Below are 17119 nucleotides of genomic sequence, written 5' to 3' on the forward strand. Positions count from 1 at the left end.
GCCATGCCCTGGTGGAGTTTCCTCGCGGCGCCTGACCCTGTAAGATGTATTTATGCAGTACGTGCACCTCGGCCGTTCAGGGGTGATCGTCAGCCGACTCTGCCTCGGCACGATGAACTTCGGACTCCACACCGATGAGCCGTCCAGCTTTCGGATCATGGACCGGGCGCTGGAAGTGGGGATCAACTTTTTCGACACGGCGAACGTGTACGGCGGCAAACGGGGCGACGGGCTGACGGAGCAGATCATTGGCCGCTGGTTCGCCCAGGGCGGTGGGCGGCGCGACAAGGTCGTGCTGGCAACCAAGGTCTACGGCCGCATGGGCGACTGGCCCAATCAATCCAAACTGTCGGCGCTGCACATTACGCGGGCCTGCGAAGAGAGTTTGCGCCGGCTGCGGACGGATTACATCGACCTGTATCAGATGCACCACGTCGATCGCGACACGCCCTGGGACGAAGTCTGGCAAGCGATGGAACGCCTCGTCCGCGACGGCAAGGTCATCTACGTCGGCAGCAGCAACTTCGCCGGCTGGCACCTCGCACAGGCTCAGGAGACGGCCAGAAGCCGCCGGTTTCTCGGCCTGGTGTCCGAGCAGAGCCTTTACAACCTGACCCAGCGGATGATCGAGCTGGAGGTGATCCCGGCTTGCGAAGCCTATGGGATCGGACTCATTCCATGGAGCCCACTAGCGGGCGGCCTCTTGGCGGGATCGCTGAGAGCGGCGCGGGTTGGACGACGCGCCGACGAAGAACTCAGAAAAAAAGCGGACACCCACCGCGCGAGGCTTGAAGCCTATGAGAAACTCTGCGCCGACCTGGGCGAGCAGCCGGCCGACGTCGCGATCGCCTGGCTGCTGCACCAGAAAGCGGTCACCGCTCCCATCATTGGCCCTCGAACGTTGGACCAATTGAACGGGTCCGTGCAGGCGTTGAACCTCAAGCTGAGCGCCGAGACCCTCGGACGCCTCGATGAAATCTTCCCCGGCCCGGGCGGTCCCGCGCCGGAAGCCTACGCCTGGTGACAAGTTCGCGAGTCGTGCCCGTCCCCGCTGGTCTGGCCTGTCCCGCGAGCCGTGCGGTTCGTCATGGCTCGCGGAAATACCGCCAGCCGACGACCCCGACCATCGTGCCGACCGTATCGGCCAGCCAATCCCATCCGCTCGCTTCCCGCAGCGGAACGAAGGCCTGATGCACCTCATCCGTTATCCCGTACACCGCGGCGGCCAGGATCGCCAGCGGCAACCTGTACCGCGCTCCCCACACTCCGGCGGCAGAGCGGAACGCCCGGTAACACAACGCGCCCAAGACTCCGTATTCCACCACGTGCAGCGTCTTGTCTCCCAGAGCCGTCAGAAACGACGGCAGCGTCGCTTCGGGATGGGAGAGCGAAGAAAACGCGAAGATCAACGCTGCATAGACCAGCGGCGGCGCCCAGTACCAGCAGAGGAGCCAGAGGCGCCCGACTCGAGACCCGTTCTGCATGCCGTTGACGTGCACGTCGCCTCCCCGATGGCCGGCCGCTCCGGTTCCACAACCGCTCCGCCAGCTCGCAATTCGCAGGACTGTTTGCAACCTATCTATCCCTATGACATACTGCGCGTGGATCTGCAAGCGCGTCCTGCGAATTCATCACTCCATGAAAACCGTCCGGCTTTGCTTTCTCTGGCACATGCACCAGCCCGCTTACATCGATCCGGTGGCTGGATGCGCCACCATGCCGTGGGTCCGCTTGCACGCCGCCAAGGCCTATTTCGACATGGCCTACCTGCTGGACCGGTTCCCGGACATCACGGCAACGTTCAATTTCACGCCCTCGTTGCTGCGCCAATTGCAGGAGATCGGCGCAGGCTCGGTGCGTGATCTGTTTTGGGAGCACGCCGAACGGCCGGCGGCCGAGCTGACGTTGGCCGAGAAGGCGTTTATCATCCGGCACTTCTTCTCCGCCAACTGGCCCACGATGGTCCGGCCCTTCCCGCGTTACCATGAGCTGTTGGTGAAGCGCGGCATGGACGTACGCGGACGCGACCTGGAACGGCTGGCCCGCCAATTTTCCACACAGGAGTTGTTGGATCTCCAGGTGTGGCACAACCTGGCGTGGTTCGGATACGGCATGGTGAGCCGATTCCCGCGCCTGGCCGAGCTCCGGGCGAAAGGCCGCGGGTTCACGGAGGAAGAGAAGCAGGAAGTGCTTGCGCTCCAACGGACCGCCGTGCGGGAGATCATCCCGATGTATCGGCGACTGGCCGATCGCCGTCAGATCGAATTGACGACGACCCCGTTCTACCACCCAATTCTGCCCCTGATCATCGATACGGACTTCGCCCGCCGCGCGCGGCCCGATCTCCCTCTGCCGTCACGGTTCCAAGCCAAGGCCGATGCGGAGACCCAGGTCCGCAGGGCCGTCGGCTTTCATACCGAGACGTTCGGGCGGCCTCCTGAGGGGCTCTGGCCGTCGGAAGGCGCGGTGTGTCCTGAGATGATCCCGTTGTTGCGCGCAGCCGGAATCCGCTGGTTCGCCACGGACGAAGGCATCCTGGCCCGATCGCTGGAAGCCCGGTCTCATCCCTGGGACCGCCGCACCGCGCTCTACAGGCCGTACCTGGTCGGGCAGCCGGGCGAGGAACTGACGATCGTCTTCCGCGACCGCGAGCTGTCCGACGCCTTCGGGTTCGTCTACCACAAGACCACCCCGGAGGCGGCAACGGAGGACGTGTTGCGCCGTCTCGGGGCGATCATCGAGGACGTGCCGGCCGATCGGGCGTTGATCGCCGTGATCCTCGACGGGGAAAACCCGTGGGAACATTACCACGACGGCGGCGAACGCTTCCTGTCGCTGTTCTACAAGGCCTTGGCCGACGGAGTCCTGAACCGCGACGGACGAGTCCAGGTGGCCACAGCCACCGTGAGCGAGGCCCTGGCCGTTTGTCCGCCGATGACGCGGCTCGAACACCTGCATTCAGGTTCCTGGATCAATCAGGATTACAAGATTTGGATCGGCCACCCAGAAGACAACCGCGCCTGGGAGCTTCTCCGACACACCCGGTCCCGGCTGGCCGAAGTTAGCGGAACCCTCGCGGCGGAACCGGCGCGCCTCGCCTGGGAAGAGCTATACGCAGCGGAAGGGAGCGATTGGTTCTGGTGGTACGGCGACGACTTCGAGACGGATTACAAAGTCGAATTCGACCGGCTCTTCCGCGCACACCTGCGGAACGTCTGGACACGGGCCGGGCTGCCGCCGCCGGAATTGCTGAACCAATCGATTCTCAGGAATGGAGTCCGGCCGGACACGGACGCGGTTCGCCAACCGACCGGTTTGCTGAATCCGGTCCTCGACGGAGCGGTGACGGATTTCTTTGAGTGGCTGGGCGCGGGCTCGATCGACCCCAACCCGCCGCTCGGCGCCATGTGGAAGTCGGAGGGTTTTTTTCAGGCCATCCGGTTCGGCTTCAGCCTCGAGCAATTGTTCGTTCGGCTGGACCCGGATGACCGCGCGCTGAAACGCCTGGCCGAGCCGGCGGCGGAGATCCACCTGGCCCACGGAGAGCGCGTGTACAAGCTCGTCGTTTCGCTCGCGCCGGCCGGTGCCGAGTCATGTACCCTACTGGCGGCCGACGGAGGACCCTACGCCGAGGTCGGAAGTTCCCCATCGATTCGCCGCCGCAAGATCATCGAACTGGCCGTGCCCTTCAAGGATTTGCGAGCCGAACCCGGGCAGGAATGGCGGCTCAGCGTCGTCGTCACGGAGCACGGCCTGGAGATCGCCCGCTATCCGTTCCACCAACCGGCCATCTTCATGGTGCCAGATCGGGACTTTGAAGCCCTGATGTGGAGGGTCTAACGACGCTGCGTGCCGAACGAGCAAGGTAGAATGAGACATGCCGACCGCATGAGGTCGCGAAAAGACATAGGGTTGCTCTTCACAATTCCGCATTCCTCATTCCACATTTCCTGGAGGGGCCATGTCTGAGTTACGACGTGATCCGATTGTCGGCCGGTGGGTCATCATTTCGACGGAACGCCGCGCCCGCCCGCAGGATTTTCTTCGCAACCAGCCGGCGCGGCCGCCGTCGACAGCCCTCTGTCCATTTTGTCCGGGACAGGAGCGCCTGACGCCCAAAGAGATTCTGGCCTACCGCCCGCAGCCCGGCGAGCCCAATACGCCGGGGTGGACGATCCGCGTCGTCCCGAACAAGTTTCCCGCGCTGCAGGTGGAAGGCGAACTGGGCCGCGAAGGGGTCGGCCTGTACGACCGCATGAACGGCATCGGCGCGCACGAAGTCATCATCGAAACGCCGAACCACAAGGACACCCTAGCCGATATGCCGACCAAGCGGATCGAGGACGTCCTATGGGCCTTTCGCGACCGGATCGTCGATCTTAAGAAAGACGGGCGGCTGCGCTATATCCTCATCTTCAAAAATCATGGCGCGGCGGCCGGGGCAACCCTGGAACACACACACTCGCAACTGATCGCCCTGCCGATCGTGCCCACCAGCGTCGTCAACGAAATCGAAGGGTGCCGGGCCCACTACCAACAAAAGGAGCGATGCATGTATTGCGACATCCTCCGTCAGGAGTTAAGCGACGGGACGCGCATCGTCGCCGAGAACCCGGAATTTCTCTGCATCACCCCCTTCGCCGCACGGTTTCCGTTCGAGATGTGGATCCTGCCGAAACGGCATGCTGGCCACTTCGAAGAAAGCCAGAAAAGCCAATTCGAATTTCTGGCACCCATTCTGTCCGAGGCCCTGCGGCGGATGGACAAGGTCCTATCACGGCCGGCGTATAATTTCGTCCTGCACAGCTCTCCCCAGCACGAGAAGACCGGTGAGTTTTACCACTGGCACCTGGAACTCATGCCCAAGCTCACGCAGGTCGCCGGCTTCGAGTGGGGCACCGGCTTCTACATCAACCCCGTCGCTCCGGAAGAATCCGCGAAGTTTCTGCGGGACGCGGAGTTGTAGAGCGGTATTGCCTCGCCTCTCTTCCTCCCCGTATCATGGTGGCATGCAGGTCCGGCTTAGTCATCCGGAACGCTCTGTCGAAATCAAAGGGCCCAAGCGCGTCCGTGAGTTGCTGCGCGAGTTGAACCTCATTGCCGAGGCGCACCTCGTGATCCGCGGCGACGACCTGGTCACCGAGGACGAGCTGCTGGCCGACACGGACAGCGTGGAAGTGCGACCCGTCATTTCGGGAGGCTGAACCGGGACGCTTCGTTTGTTGGGTTCGTTTGGTTGATCTCGTGCGCGGACTCCGCCAACTCACCAGATAAACTAAACAACCGAGTCAACTCCGAGATATGCGCTGCATCAAATGTCACACGAAAGCGGTCATCGGGCTGCCACGGCACAACGCGGCGTTCTGCAACCCCTGCTTCACCGAGTTCGTCCACGACCAGGTCGCGCGCGCGATCAAGGCCGAGCGGATGTTCGGCAAGCAGGACCGCATCCTGGTCGCCGTTTCCGGCGGGAAGGACAGTCTCGCGCTGTGGGATATCCTGCTCAAGCTCGGCTACCGCGCCGATGCGCTCTACGTCAATCTTGGGATCGGGAGTTATTCGGAGCGGTCGCAGCAAAAGGTGCAGACCTTCGCCGACACCGTCGCCGCCACGTACGGCGCGACGCTCCATATCCATAAGGTCGAACAGGAAGAAGGCGCGGGCATCCGCGAACTGGCCGATCTGGTTCATCGTCCGACGTGTTCGACGTGCGGGACGATCAAGCGCTATCAGTTCAACCGCGCGGCGATCGAGCGGGAGTATGATGTGATGGCGACCGGCCACAATCTCGACGATGAAGCCGCCCGGCTGCTCGGCAACGTCCTCCACTGGCAGGACGACTACTTAGACAAGCAGGGGCCCAGCCTGCCCGCATCGGTAGAAGGCTTTGCCAAAAAGGTGAAGCCGCTGTACCGCCTGGCTGAACGCGAGGTCGCCGCCTATGCGGTGCTGAACAAGATCGACTACATCGTCGAAGAATGCCCGATGGCCAAGGGCTCCAAAATGCTCCTCTACAAGGACGTCTTGAACCGACTGGAGACGGAATCTCCCGGCACGAAGCAGCGATTCTATTGGGGCTTTCTGGAACGGCAGGCGAAAGAGCGACCGGCGGCGTCCTCCATGACGGAAAAAGACCGGGCTTCGCTCCATCCTTGCGCCGCCTGCGGCCAGCCTACGACAGCCGAGATGTGCTCCTATTGCAAGATGATGGCGCGCGCGAAGGTCAGCCACTCGCGAACCACCGGCAGTTGATCACTGACGGTGGGCCGCAAAAAGCAAAGGGTCCGGGCTGTTCGTTGCCCGCGCTTCCTATTGGATGCGTGCCCCCACTTGAATAGAACCGCGCGACCCCGTAAGCTGCGGTTCGAAGAGCCAACTGCGAGCAGCCCAAAGCCATGGGCTATACCTCACCCTCTCTTCCCCCTTTTCCAGGGAGGGAAGGTCTCAGGCAGAGAGTAATGCCATCAATAATAATTAATGGAGTCTTCGCGTCAATGAAAGCAGACGGCGCTTCAGTCGTGGCCCAATTACGCGGGCACCCCTAATCACTCAATCACAACGTTTTCTCATCGCGCCTGAACATGGCAACGATTCAACGGGATTATTACGAAGTGCTCGGTGTGCCGCGCACGGCCACCCAAGAGGACATCAAGAAAGCCTACCGCCGGCTCGCGCGCTTGTATCATCCCGACCTGCACAGCGGCAGCCGCAAGGCGGAGATGGAAAGGAAGTTCAAAGAACTGAACGAGGCGCACGAGGTCCTTTCCGATCCGGACAAGCGCAAAAAATACGATCGGTACGGGCACAACTGGGAACAGGCGGAAGCCTACGAAAAGGCCAGACAAGAGGCGCAAGCGCGGGCCGGAGCAGGAACTGAATTCTCGTTCGGCGACGCCGAGGCGTTCAGCGACATCTTCGAGACCTTTTTCGGCCGGCGGGGACGGAGTGCGGGCACCGCGCGCGGGTTTGCGGTCCAGGGCGAGGACCTAGAAACCGACATCCATCTTTCGCTCCGCGAAGTCCTGACCGGCGTCACGCGGCGGCTGACGCTGTCCGAGACAATCCCGTGTTCCGTCTGTGGCGGAACGGGAATCATGAGGGGGCGGTCTTGTCCGACCTGTCTGGGATCCGGCGCACGCCAGGAGACGCGCACCATCGAGGTGAGAATTCCGGCCGGTGTGCAGGAAGGCACCAGAGTCCGCGTGGCGGGGAAAGGCCATCCGGGGGTGAACGGCGGCAAGCCGGGTGACCTCTATCTGCGGGTCCACATCGATGACGACGGCGTGTTTCGCCGGCAAGGCAGTGACGTGCACGTGACGCTGCCGGTGTGGCCGTGGGAAGCGGCGTTGGGGGCGGACGTGCTGGTCCCGACCCTGACGGAACCGGTCAAAGTCAAAGTTCCGCCGGGCAGCAAAGCCGGCGCCAAGCTCCGGCTCAAAGGCAAAGGCCTTCCCACCGCGTCAGGCGGCCATGGCGATCTGTTTTTGACGCTGCAGATCGTGATGCCGCCGACGCTGACGGAAGAAGAACGCAAACTGTACGAGCAACTCGGCCGATTCCCGCATCCCGATCCGCGCGCGGACCTGCTCGCGGCGGCTCGCCGAGTCTGAGAGCCGAGGGAGCCGGCGACCAGGCGCCCACCCGATCCGATGACGCTGGTCGAATACGCGTTGTTCGCATTCAGCTCGCTCTTCGTCATTGTCGATCCGATCGCGGCGGTGCCAGCTTTCCTGGCGATGACGGCGCGCGACTCCCCGGCGGAGCGGCTTCGCACCGCGCGGGTCGCCTGCACGGTCGCCGTCGGCTTGCTGGCCGGTTTCGCCTTCATCGGGCAGAGGCTGTTCACATTGCTCGGTGTCACCTTGCCGGCGTTTCAGGTAGCCGGTGCGCTGGTGCTGCTTCTGGTCGCGCTCGACATGCTCCGCGCGCAACGATCGGCGGTGCAGGAGACGGAAGTCGAGCGAGCGGCCGGGCGGGACAAGGACGACATCGCGGTCACCCCGCTGGCCATGCCCATGCTGGCCGGACCAGGCGCCATCTCCACGGTGATCTTGTTGGAATCGCAGGCGAGGAACTGGTCGCAACGAGCGGTGTTGCTGGGCTGCTTGATGCTGGTCGGAGTGACCAGCTACGCGACATTGGCGTTGGCCGGCACCGGCGCACGCCGGCTGAGCCCCATCGCTGAACGCATCATCACCCGGCTCATGGGATTGATCCTAGCGGCAGTCGCCGTGCAGTTCATGTTCAACGCGCTCAAGCACGAGGGCGGATTGCTCGGCAAATAAGATAAAATGGACGTCGGCACTTCACTGTAAAAAAAGGAGGGCGTGATGAAAAGACCCGCGGTCACTGTCTGCTCGATGAGCCTGGCAACCTTGGTTCTGGTGGCGTTCAGCTTGCAACCCGTATGGGCCGATCCACCGGCCGACCAACACAGCAGGAACGGGTATGGCAAAGACGGCTACGGCGGCCACGGCATGGGGATGGGCATGATGCTACACGGCAGCACGTCCCACCTGATCCGCCACCTGTTGAGGCACCAGAAAGACATCGGACTGACCGACGAGCAGGTCGGCAAGCTCAAGGAGTTGCAACTCAACCTGGACAAGACCCGCATCAAGAGCGAGGCGGACATTCAGATCGCCGAGCGCGAACTGCGCGCCTTGGTCGAAGACGACAAGTCCGACCTTGCCGCCATCGAGGCCAAGCTAAAGCAAAGCGAAGAGCTGCAGGTCGGGCTTCGCTTGGCCGCCATCAAGGCCCGCCGGGAGGCGCTCGCACTGTTGACGCCCGAACAACGGGAAAAACAAAAGGGGATACACGAAAAAATGATGCAAGAGCACAAGAGCGCCGGCCGCCGTCACGGAAGTCCCAAAGGAGAACCCAAGAAGGACGACGGGAAGGCCAACTGATCATCCGACAGGAGGTGTACGATGCGCAGGTATGGGATCATGGCGGTGACCGTCATAGGCTCGCTGCTGGCGTTCCACACGTCGGCTTGGAGCGATGACAAAGGTAAGGTCTCGGAACTGGTGAAAGACGCCAAAGTCAGCATCGACCAGGCGATCAAGACGGCTTCGGAGAAGGTGCAGGGCACGGTGGTCGAGGCCGAATTGGAGAAGAAGCACGGTAAGACGGTCTGGGAGGTGGAGATCGTCGGCGCCGATAACAAAGTCACCGAAGTCCATATCGACGCCGCCACGGGTGACGTGATCGATACCGAAGACAAGAAAGAAGAGCAGAAAGGCGAGAAGAAGAAAGGCAAAGAGAAGGGCAAATAACGGGAATCGCGCGACGACAGGGCTGGCGCCGCGCAAGCGGCGCCAGCCCTGTTGGCTCAGGCCGCCTTGCGGAGCCGATCACGGACGACCTTGGACACCGGCGCCCGCCTTCGCTCCTCCCAGAACGAATACGCCGCGCTGAGACAAAAGACGACCAACACCAGCCCGGCGACCACCGCGGAGAAGGCATCCGCGTCCGACGTCCACTCCGCCGCCCAGGCCCGCGCGGGGCCAAACCACGTGAAGGCCACCGGCCACGCCAGCCAACGCTGCGACACCGCTTTCCACATCGAGCGGTCCTCCAACTGCTTGTATCCATAACCCGCCTCGGACGAAAATCAAGCCATGTCTCCGACCGGAGCCGGTCTTCGTTTTTGATTTTATTTTTTATTGATGAGGAACGCACCCCCATGGCCATTCAACTATTCCAGGCCCGTGTCGAGCAAGTCCGGGACCTGACCCACGATGTGCGGGAACTGGTGCTCCGCCTGCTCGCCCCGCCCAAGATCGACTTCAAGGCGGGACAGTTTGTATCGTTCGAGGTCATCCATCCGACACTCCATCGGCCGGTAACCCGGCCATACTCCATCGTCTCCACACCGAGTCGGCCGGACCTGATCACACTGCTGTTCAACCTCGTTCCCGGCGGTCCTGGCTCCACCTACCTCTTCAGTCTCCGCCTGGGCGATGAGACGCGCTTCAAAGGTCCCGCCGGCGCGTTCTACGTGCGGGACGATCCGGCCCGGGATCTGCTCTTCGTCGCGACCGGCACCGGCATCGCGCCGATCCGATCTATGATCGAAGACCGGCTCGAACGCGGCTTCGAGCGGCGCGTCACTCTGTATTGGGGGCTGCGAAGCGAACGCGACGTGTACTACCAGGACGAACTGAGCGCCGTGGCCAAGCGCCACCCTCACTTCAGCTATGTCATCACGTTGTCCCGTCCGCAGGCGCAGTGGAGCGGTCCGGTCGGGCGCGTCACGACACTCGTTGAAGAACGGTTGACCTCGGTGAAGCATCTGGCCGTCTACCTGTGCGGCAACAGTGGCATGATCAGAGACGTCACTGCCCTCGTCAACAAGAAGGGTCTCTGCCCCATCTACCGCGAGAAGTATTACGACGACCGCGGCGAGTCTCCTGACGACTGAGTCTTTGGTCCTATTGCCCTAGTCCATCTGATCTGCTTGTCCGTCTTGGTTTCCCTTGACTTGCCGACAGGTTGCGTTATCTAACACCTCGCTTTCGTTCAGGAAAGGAGGTTGCACATGCAGAGAGTCAGCACCGTCATTCGCAGCCGAGTGTGTATCCTTGCCGTGATGATGGCGTTTCTCTTTGGCGCGTCGACATCCATTCCGAACGCAGGCGCGACCGCGTCATCGTCCGGCCACTCGACTCCTCTCAACACCGAGCCTTTTCCCCCAGTGGTTCTGTTGCCAGGCGATCGGATTCTGCAAGGAACCGTTGAGCAGGTGATCGGCGACATGATCCGCGTGAATACCGGCGAAGTCGAACCGCGGTTCCTCCCGATCAAAGAAGCGATGGAGAAGGGGATCCCGTCACTGAAGAAAGGCGACCGGCTGGAGATCGCGGTCAATGACCAAAACCTGGTCATCGATTACCATCTGCTCGGCCAGCCGACCTGGTATCGGATCGTGAAAGGGCAATTGGCCCAGCCGCTTCCGGTCGGCCACGAATGGGCGGTCATCAAGTCCGAGGATGGGACGGAGCACACCTATGAGATTCGTCCGTTGGCGCGGAGTAAGGTCGCGGCTCTTCCCCTTCATGCTCAGGCGGTGTTCCTGATCGACCAGACGAATAAACTCATCGACGCCACGTTCGGCAGCGACCAGGTCTTGCAACAGGCGGCGGCAGCGTGGCGAAAATCTCCACCCAAGGCCGCCTATCAGCGGATTGAAGGCACGATCGTGAAGCCCACGAACTGGATATCGGTTCGGACCACTCGCGGCGAGGAGAAGTTCTATGAAGTCCGGCCGTTCGTCCAGGACAAATTAAAGCAAGTCCGACCGGGCGAACAGGTCATCCTGTTACTGGACAATGAGAATAAGGTCGGCGACATCGCCATTCCCCCGCAGTCGCCGCGCGGTTGATCTCGCATCATCAACACCCTCCGATTCGGTTCGTCCAACCGATCGGGGGGTGCCCATCGTCGTTCGCCCTCCCCGATTGACCAGCGATCGTCTTCTGTGAGACATTCCCCGGACGCAGCCAGCCTGCCGCTCCGTCCTCGGTCGGATCGCGAGGACAGCATGCACCAGCTGGGCGCGTCACAAGCGAACAGGAGTCCTATGGCAGCCGAACGAACACTGAACAGTCTTGCCCTGCTCCAAGGCCCCAGCCGAGCGCCGGCCCGGGCGATGCTGAAGGCCGTGGGATTCACCGACGACGATCTGGCCCGTCCGCTGGTCGGTGTCGCCAACACCTGGATCGAAGTGATGCCGTGCAACTACCATCTGCGCCGGCTGTCCGAGCGGGTGAAAGCCGGCATCCGCGCGGCCGGCGGCACGCCGATCGAATACAACACCATCGCCATCTCCGACGGCATCGCCATGGGGACGGAGGGGATGAAGGCCTCGCTGGTCAGCCGCGAGGTCATCGCCGACTCGGTGGAATTGGTTGCGCGCGGACACCTCTTCGACGCGGTCGTGGCCCTGTCGGGCTGCGACAAGACCATCCCCGGGACCGTCATGGCGCTGGCGCGGTTGAATCTGCCGTCGCTGATGCTCTACGGCGGCTCGATCATGCCCGGCACGTTCCGGGGTCGCGCCGTGACCATTCAGGACGTGTTCGAAGCGGTCGGCCAGCATGCTGCCCATCAGATGACCGACGCCGAACTCAAAGAACTGGAAGACCACGCCTGTCCCGGCCCCGGCGCCTGCGGCGGCCAATTCACGGCCAACACGATGGCGATCGCGTTCGAGTTCCTCGGCATCTCGCCGATGGGCTGGAACGGCGTCCCCGCGATGGACCCGCGCAAGGACGACGTGGCCTTCGCCTGCGGCAAGCTGGTGATGGAATTGCTAAAACAGGACCTGCGGCCGCGCCGGCTCATCACCCGCAAATCTTTGGAGAACGCGATCGCAGCCGTCGCCACAACGGGCGGCTCGACCAATGCGGTGCTGCATCTCCTCGCCGTCGCACGGGAAGCCGGCGTGCGGCTGACGCTCGATGACTTCGACCGGATCAACCGGAAAGTGCCGCTGCTGGCCGATCTCAAGCCGGGTGGGCGGTTCATGGCCGCCGACCTCTCTGCGGCGGGCGGCACGACGCTGGTCGCCAAGCGGTTGCTGGACGCGGGCCTGCTTCACCCCGACCAGCCGACCGTGACAGGCCGGACGATCGGGGAAGAAGCCAGCCAGGCGAAGGAAACGCCGGGGCAGGAGGTGGTGCGCCCGCTGTCCGATCCGATCAAACCGACCGGCGGATTGGTCATTCTGAAAGGCAATCTGGCGCCGGAGGGCTGCGTGGTGAAAGTCGCCGGGCATTCGAGGCTGACCTTCCGCGGGCCGGCCAAGGTCTTCGATTGCGAGGAAGACGCCTTCGCCGCGGTGAAAGCCTGCCGGATCAAGGCCGGGGATGTGGTGGTAATTCGCTACGAAGGCCCGGCCGGCGGGCCAGGAATGCGCGAGATGTTGAGCGTGACCGCCGCGCTCGTCGGCGAAGGGCTCGGCGACTCCGTCGCGCTCCTGACCGACGGTCGCTTCTCCGGCGCCACCCACGGGTTGATGGCCGGCCATGTCTCGCCGGAAGCCATCAAGGGCGGGCCCATCGCCGCCGTGAAGAACGGCGACATGATCGTCTTCGACATTCCGAACCGCCGACTGGACGTCGAACTGCCGCAGAAGGAGCTGCGGGCCCGTCTGAAGAAGGTGAAACACCCGGCGCCCCGCTACACCACCGGCGTACTGGCCAAGTACGCGCGGCACGTCTCATCGGCGTCAGAAGGTGCGGTGACGAGTTGATCCTTATGGCTGGATCGCTTCGGACGCGACGCGGCCCTTGAGGCGGTCCACATAGTCGAGGAAAAAGGCGAGAAAAATACCAACGAACAGCGAGAGGACGCCGGCTAACAGGACGTTCAAGGTGACCCGGGGTCTGCTCTTCTTTTCGGCGGGCACGGCCGGGTCGAGAACTTGTACGGTCGGCGTATCACGCGCCTCCTGCAATTTGGCCTGTTCGAGCTGCGAGGTCAGGAGCGTGTACAGCGTTTCTTGCACTTTGAGCTCGCGCATGAGGCGTCCATACTCCAGGGCCAAGGTCGGCACGGTCACCATCGCCGGGTGCAGGCGATCGCCTGGCAGCATACCTTTCCCCCCCCTGCCGGATTCCAGCAGATAGAGCTGTTTGCGCAATTCCTCAAGACTGGACCGCACGCGGGCCACTTCCGGATTATCCGGTGAGAGGTAGGTGTTCATCACTTGGAGCTGGACCTCTTGCGCGGTAATTTGCCCCTGCAACGTCGCGGCGGCCTCGATCATGGCTTTCGATTGCGCTTCTACTGCCACGGTTTTGTTGTGGGTTTGAAACTCCTTGAGTGCTTCCTCCGCCCGCACCAGGTTGGTGTGAGTCTCGGCGAGCCGCTTTTCGATGAAGGCCCGGTTGTGCGAGGCTTTGCTGACATTCAAGGTGCGATTGAGATGGTCAAGGTTCGAAACATAGAAGTTCGCGACGTCTGCGGCTAGCTGCGGATCTTTCGAGGCCACGGTAATCTGGATGACCTTCTCCTTCGTGACTCTGATCGTGGTATCGCCTTCGAGGGCCTTGCGCGTCTCCTGCATGGTTTTCGTGCCGTAGTAGGTTAGGAGATCAAACCGCTGGATGACGGCATCGGCCATGACGCGCGATTTCAGCATCGCCACGAACAGATCGGTCGGCGTCGCCGGCGTGCCGGGCAAGCTAATGCCGAGACTCTGCGCGGCACCGGCCGCCTGCGACAGCGCCATCAAACTGCCGAGGCCTTCCTTGGATTCCAGCGAAGGGAGCAAGGTCGCTGTCGATTCGTAAATCTTCGGCTGGAGAAGGCTGATCACCCCTGCCGCAACGGTACACGCGAGAAACACCGACGCGATGAGCCACCGGCGTCGCCAGATCATCCGCCAGTAGTCGAGCAGGCTTACCTCCTCGTCGGCGATTGGCATGCTGGGCCGGACAGACGCTTCCGGCGTGTCCATGACTGACTCCGATTACCGACCGATCACCGCGATGCCCGCCGCGGCGAGCGCCACGCTGCCGACAATCGACGCAATGCTCTGCCAGAGGGCCAGTTGCGGCGTCTTCACCTCGAGCTTCTGGGGGACCACGATGGTGTCGCCCGGACGCACGTCCTTGATCTTGACATAGGCCGACTCCGCTAGGCCATTGGCCCGCACAATATAGAGTTCTTTCTCGTTCGCTTGTTCCGTGAGCCCGCCGGTTTGGCGAAGATAGTCGTCAACCGACAACCCAGGCCGATACACGACGCTCGTCGGATTTTTGACCGATCCCAAAATCGTGACGGTCTGAGGCGGTTGCGGAATGAGGATCCGGTCTCGATCTTCCAAAACGATGTCATCGGGACTGCCTTCGAGTTGCTCGATCGACTCCAACCGCACCACCACGCGACCCAGCTCGGCCCGGCCGGCTAGAGCTTCCAGTTGTTGCAACCGGATGGCCAAGGTCTGCTGCTCGGCGGAGGTAATCACCCCCCCGGAGCCCGATACGCCCACGGCACCGGCCGCCACCGCGGCCGATTGCGCGGTCAGCCGCTCTCGTTCGCTGGCAATAAACCGCTGCAATTCCGCTTCCTGTCGGCGCTTGACAGACTCGCGCAAGAGCACAATCCCCTGGGGAAACGCCTTGGGGGTCAACCCGCCGGCTCGCTTCAGCACCGAGCTCAGCCGCTCGCCTGTCTGCAACGTGTAGTGGCCGGGACGGACCACCTCACCTTCCACCAACACCAAGCTGGGCGGCCGAAGACGGCTGTTGATCGCAATCTGATCCCATTGTTGCAGGGGGTGGTTCTCTGCCTCACGCCCCTCAAAGAGAGCCTGGGGGCTGAAGGGGATCACGGTGGTTTCAAACGTCACCGGGTGGGTGCGCACGATCTCGGCCCGACTCCGATCGGCCTCAGGAAGCAGCAACTCAGGGACCAGCACGTCGGCGAGCCGCATCCCTGGCCGAAATTCGAAGGGACCAGGACTCTTGACCGCCCCGGCCAGACTCGCGACGTTGGTCGCCCTCGTCGGTAGTGGTGGGACCACGACAAAGTCGCCATCCTGAAGAATCAGATTGGTGCGTGGCGCCTGGTCGCCCTTCGGTCTTGCCTCGCCCGATCGCGCCTCACTGAATCCAGCCAGCGGCACGTCGATCAGCACACGCCCCCGGACCGGATCGGCCCGGAAGATGTGGCAACGCTCGCGAGTGGCGAACGGACCCAGCCCTCCGGCCAAGGTCAAGGCGTCGCTCAATGTCGTTCCGGGTTTGATCTCGTAAATGGCAGGACGCTTCACCGCCCCGCTCACGGCAACCACGGCCCCCAGCGGCGGCACGACTACTACGTCCCCCGGCCGCAGCCGCTGGTCCTGGCTGCGGTCGCCATGCAAGAGAAACTGGTAGAAGTCCAGTTCGGCCACGGTTGTGCCGTCACGGACCACGCGCACCTGCCGGAGCGATCCGGATCGAGAGGGACCACAAGCCGCGTAGAGGCTTTGGGTCACCGTGGCGAGGGTGCTTAATTCGTACGCCCCAGGGCGGACCACCTCGCCGACTACGAAGACCTTCATAGTCCGCAGCCGAGCCATGGCCACGTGCAAGTCAAAACGCTTCAGCAAGCTGGTTAATCGGGTCCGGATGGCCTGTTCGGCTTGCGAGAACGTCAGCCCTCCGACAGGAATCGCGCCAACCTGGGGAATCACAAGCGTACCGTCACGTTCCACCTGGGCGATGTAACTGCGATTGAACGTGGGATCCGGGACATTCCAAATATGGACCGCTAGAGAATCCTGAGGACCGACCACATAATCCGGCCCGACCGGCACGTCTTGCACCGGCGCGAAGGTGGTCGATTGCAGATCGAAGAAGTTGTACCCAAACTGGGTCAACCGTGATTTCACATCCTGGAGGACGGAAAACCGGGCGAAGGCTTCTTCCACCGTGAAATTGTTGTGTGGATGCACGTCGCGACGGGTTGCCGAGAAGGCCTCGCGCTCCCGTTTCTGAGCAGCCACTTCTGCCACGGCCTGCGCACCACTGGCCCCCGGCGACATCATGGGAGGCGCGGGTGCGTTTGGCGCACCTGGGGATCGCGTGTCTGGTCCACGGTCCGGTGGCTGTTTGGCCTCCCGCTCCTGGCGCATCCGCTCCTCCACAGACAAAGGGAGGACCGTGGTGGGATCGACCGGCCAGAGTTCATGAAGGGCCGGGATTTGCCCGACAGGTTCTGGCTGCGGGGTGGGTAGAGCGGGGCACGGCGATTGGGCCGGCACAATCGGCTGCAACGCGGTGGGATTCGTGAGAATAGGTTGGCCGGGAGCAGGCTGGAGCACCGCCGCGGGACTCAGCCCAAAGGGGAGCGGAGATCCGGTCTGGAGATTGCCGCTTCCTTGAGCCATCAGGTTTGGCGGGATGATCAGGAGCGCAGAAAGCAGCCAGGCCATCGCCGCACACACCGGTCTGGGTCTGGCCAGCCATTTCACTTCACCGTGGCGCATCGAGGTTCCTCCCTCACCCTTCCCTCATGCATATCTGGCGCACTGGAGCTCACCTGTCCGGATGAACGGTTTCGCGCGCCCGCAGCGGTGCCCCACGATAGCCAAATGAGGGAGCCTCGTCAATAAAAGAAG

General features: G+C 62.7%; 16 protein-coding genes. 12 read left to right on the top strand and 4 right to left on the bottom strand.

The window, feature by feature from the left end; all coding sequences use genetic code 11:
- Nucleotides 1–52: 52 nt before the first annotated feature.
- Entirely contained in the window at nt 53–1024 is a 972-nt protein-coding gene (locus tag ACWHTU_RS14450; protein ID WP_447860086.1) for an aldo/keto reductase, read from the top strand.
- 61 nt (nt 1025–1085) lie between these two features.
- On the opposite strand, the gene ACWHTU_RS14455 is transcribed toward ACWHTU_RS14450, so the two are convergent.
- The gene (locus ACWHTU_RS14455; protein WP_447860087.1) at nt 1086–1499 is read right to left on the bottom strand and encodes a VanZ family protein; all 414 of its coding nucleotides are present in this window, start codon (nt 1497–1499) and stop codon (nt 1086–1088) included.
- A gap of 139 nt (nt 1500–1638) precedes the next feature.
- Here ACWHTU_RS14455 and ACWHTU_RS14460 point away from each other — a divergent pair, with 139 nt between their 5' ends.
- The 8 genes from ACWHTU_RS14460 to ACWHTU_RS14495 all read left to right on the top strand — a co-directional run bounded on the left by ACWHTU_RS14460 (nt 1639) and on the right by ACWHTU_RS14495 (nt 9281).
- Nucleotides 1639–3840, top strand: coding sequence for a glycoside hydrolase family 57 protein (locus tag ACWHTU_RS14460; protein WP_447860088.1), 2202 nt, complete (start codon nt 1639–1641; stop codon nt 3838–3840).
- A 121-nt stretch (nt 3841–3961) separates the two neighbouring features.
- Complete coding sequence (galT, locus tag ACWHTU_RS14465; protein WP_447860089.1) at nt 3962–4966, top strand: galactose-1-phosphate uridylyltransferase; 1005 nt, start codon at nt 3962–3964, stop codon at nt 4964–4966.
- Between the two features lie 43 nt (nt 4967–5009).
- On the top strand, nt 5010–5204 hold the full coding sequence (locus tag ACWHTU_RS14470; RefSeq protein WP_447860090.1) for a MoaD/ThiS family protein: 195 nt from the start codon (nt 5010–5012) through the stop codon (nt 5202–5204).
- Nucleotides 5205–5301: 97 nt separating this feature from the next.
- Nucleotides 5302–6252, top strand: coding sequence for an ATP-binding protein (locus ACWHTU_RS14475; protein ID WP_447860091.1), 951 nt, complete (start codon nt 5302–5304; stop codon nt 6250–6252).
- Nucleotides 6253–6581: 329 nt separating this feature from the next.
- Nucleotides 6582–7610 (top strand): DnaJ C-terminal domain-containing protein, encoded by a 1029-nt coding sequence (locus ACWHTU_RS14480; protein WP_447860092.1) that lies wholly within the window; start codon nt 6582–6584, stop codon nt 7608–7610.
- Between the two features lie 39 nt (nt 7611–7649).
- Nucleotides 7650–8285: a MarC family protein gene (locus tag ACWHTU_RS14485; protein ID WP_447860093.1), complete on the top strand. Its 636-nt coding sequence runs from the start codon at nt 7650–7652 to the stop codon at nt 8283–8285.
- Between the two features lie 45 nt (nt 8286–8330).
- Nucleotides 8331–8912 (top strand): Spy/CpxP family protein refolding chaperone, encoded by a 582-nt coding sequence (locus ACWHTU_RS14490; RefSeq protein ID WP_447860094.1) that lies wholly within the window; start codon nt 8331–8333, stop codon nt 8910–8912.
- 21 nt (nt 8913–8933) lie between these two features.
- Nucleotides 8934–9281 carry a PepSY domain-containing protein gene (locus ACWHTU_RS14495; RefSeq protein ID WP_447860095.1) on the top strand — a complete coding sequence of 116 codons (348 nt, stop codon included), beginning with the start codon at nt 8934–8936 and terminating at the stop codon, nt 9279–9281.
- 56 nt (nt 9282–9337) lie between these two features.
- Here ACWHTU_RS14495 and ACWHTU_RS14500 read toward each other — a convergent pair whose 3' ends face one another.
- Nucleotides 9338–9571: a hypothetical protein gene (locus tag ACWHTU_RS14500; protein ID WP_447860096.1), complete on the bottom strand. Its 234-nt coding sequence runs from the start codon at nt 9569–9571 to the stop codon at nt 9338–9340.
- A 120-nt stretch (nt 9572–9691) separates the two neighbouring features.
- On the opposite strand from ACWHTU_RS14500, the gene ACWHTU_RS14505 reads away from it, so the two are divergent.
- The 3 genes from ACWHTU_RS14505 to ilvD all read left to right on the top strand — a co-directional run bounded on the left by ACWHTU_RS14505 (nt 9692) and on the right by ilvD (nt 13261).
- Nucleotides 9692–10429 carry an FAD-binding oxidoreductase gene (locus ACWHTU_RS14505; protein WP_447860097.1) on the top strand — a complete coding sequence of 246 codons (738 nt, stop codon included), beginning with the start codon at nt 9692–9694 and terminating at the stop codon, nt 10427–10429.
- 117 nt (nt 10430–10546) lie between these two features.
- Nucleotides 10547–11389, top strand: a complete 843-nt coding sequence (locus ACWHTU_RS14510; protein ID WP_447860099.1) for a hypothetical protein — start codon at nt 10547–10549, stop codon at nt 11387–11389.
- A 198-nt stretch (nt 11390–11587) separates the two neighbouring features.
- Nucleotides 11588–13261 carry a dihydroxy-acid dehydratase gene (gene ilvD / locus ACWHTU_RS14515; protein WP_447860100.1) on the top strand — a complete coding sequence of 558 codons (1674 nt, stop codon included), beginning with the start codon at nt 11588–11590 and terminating at the stop codon, nt 13259–13261.
- 3 nt (nt 13262–13264) lie between these two features.
- On the opposite strand, the gene ACWHTU_RS14520 is transcribed toward ilvD, so the two are convergent.
- Both ACWHTU_RS14520 and ACWHTU_RS14525 read right to left on the bottom strand, forming a co-directional pair.
- On the bottom strand, nt 13265–14470 hold the full coding sequence (locus tag ACWHTU_RS14520; RefSeq protein WP_447860101.1) for a GumC family protein: 1206 nt from the start codon (nt 14468–14470) through the stop codon (nt 13265–13267).
- 12 nt (nt 14471–14482) lie between these two features.
- On the bottom strand, nt 14483–16987 hold the full coding sequence (locus ACWHTU_RS14525) for an SLBB domain-containing protein (RefSeq protein ID WP_447860102.1): 2505 nt from the start codon (nt 16985–16987) through the stop codon (nt 14483–14485).
- Nucleotides 16988–17119 lie beyond the last annotated feature (132 nt).

It is taken from the genome of Nitrospira calida (genome assembly GCF_976986435.1).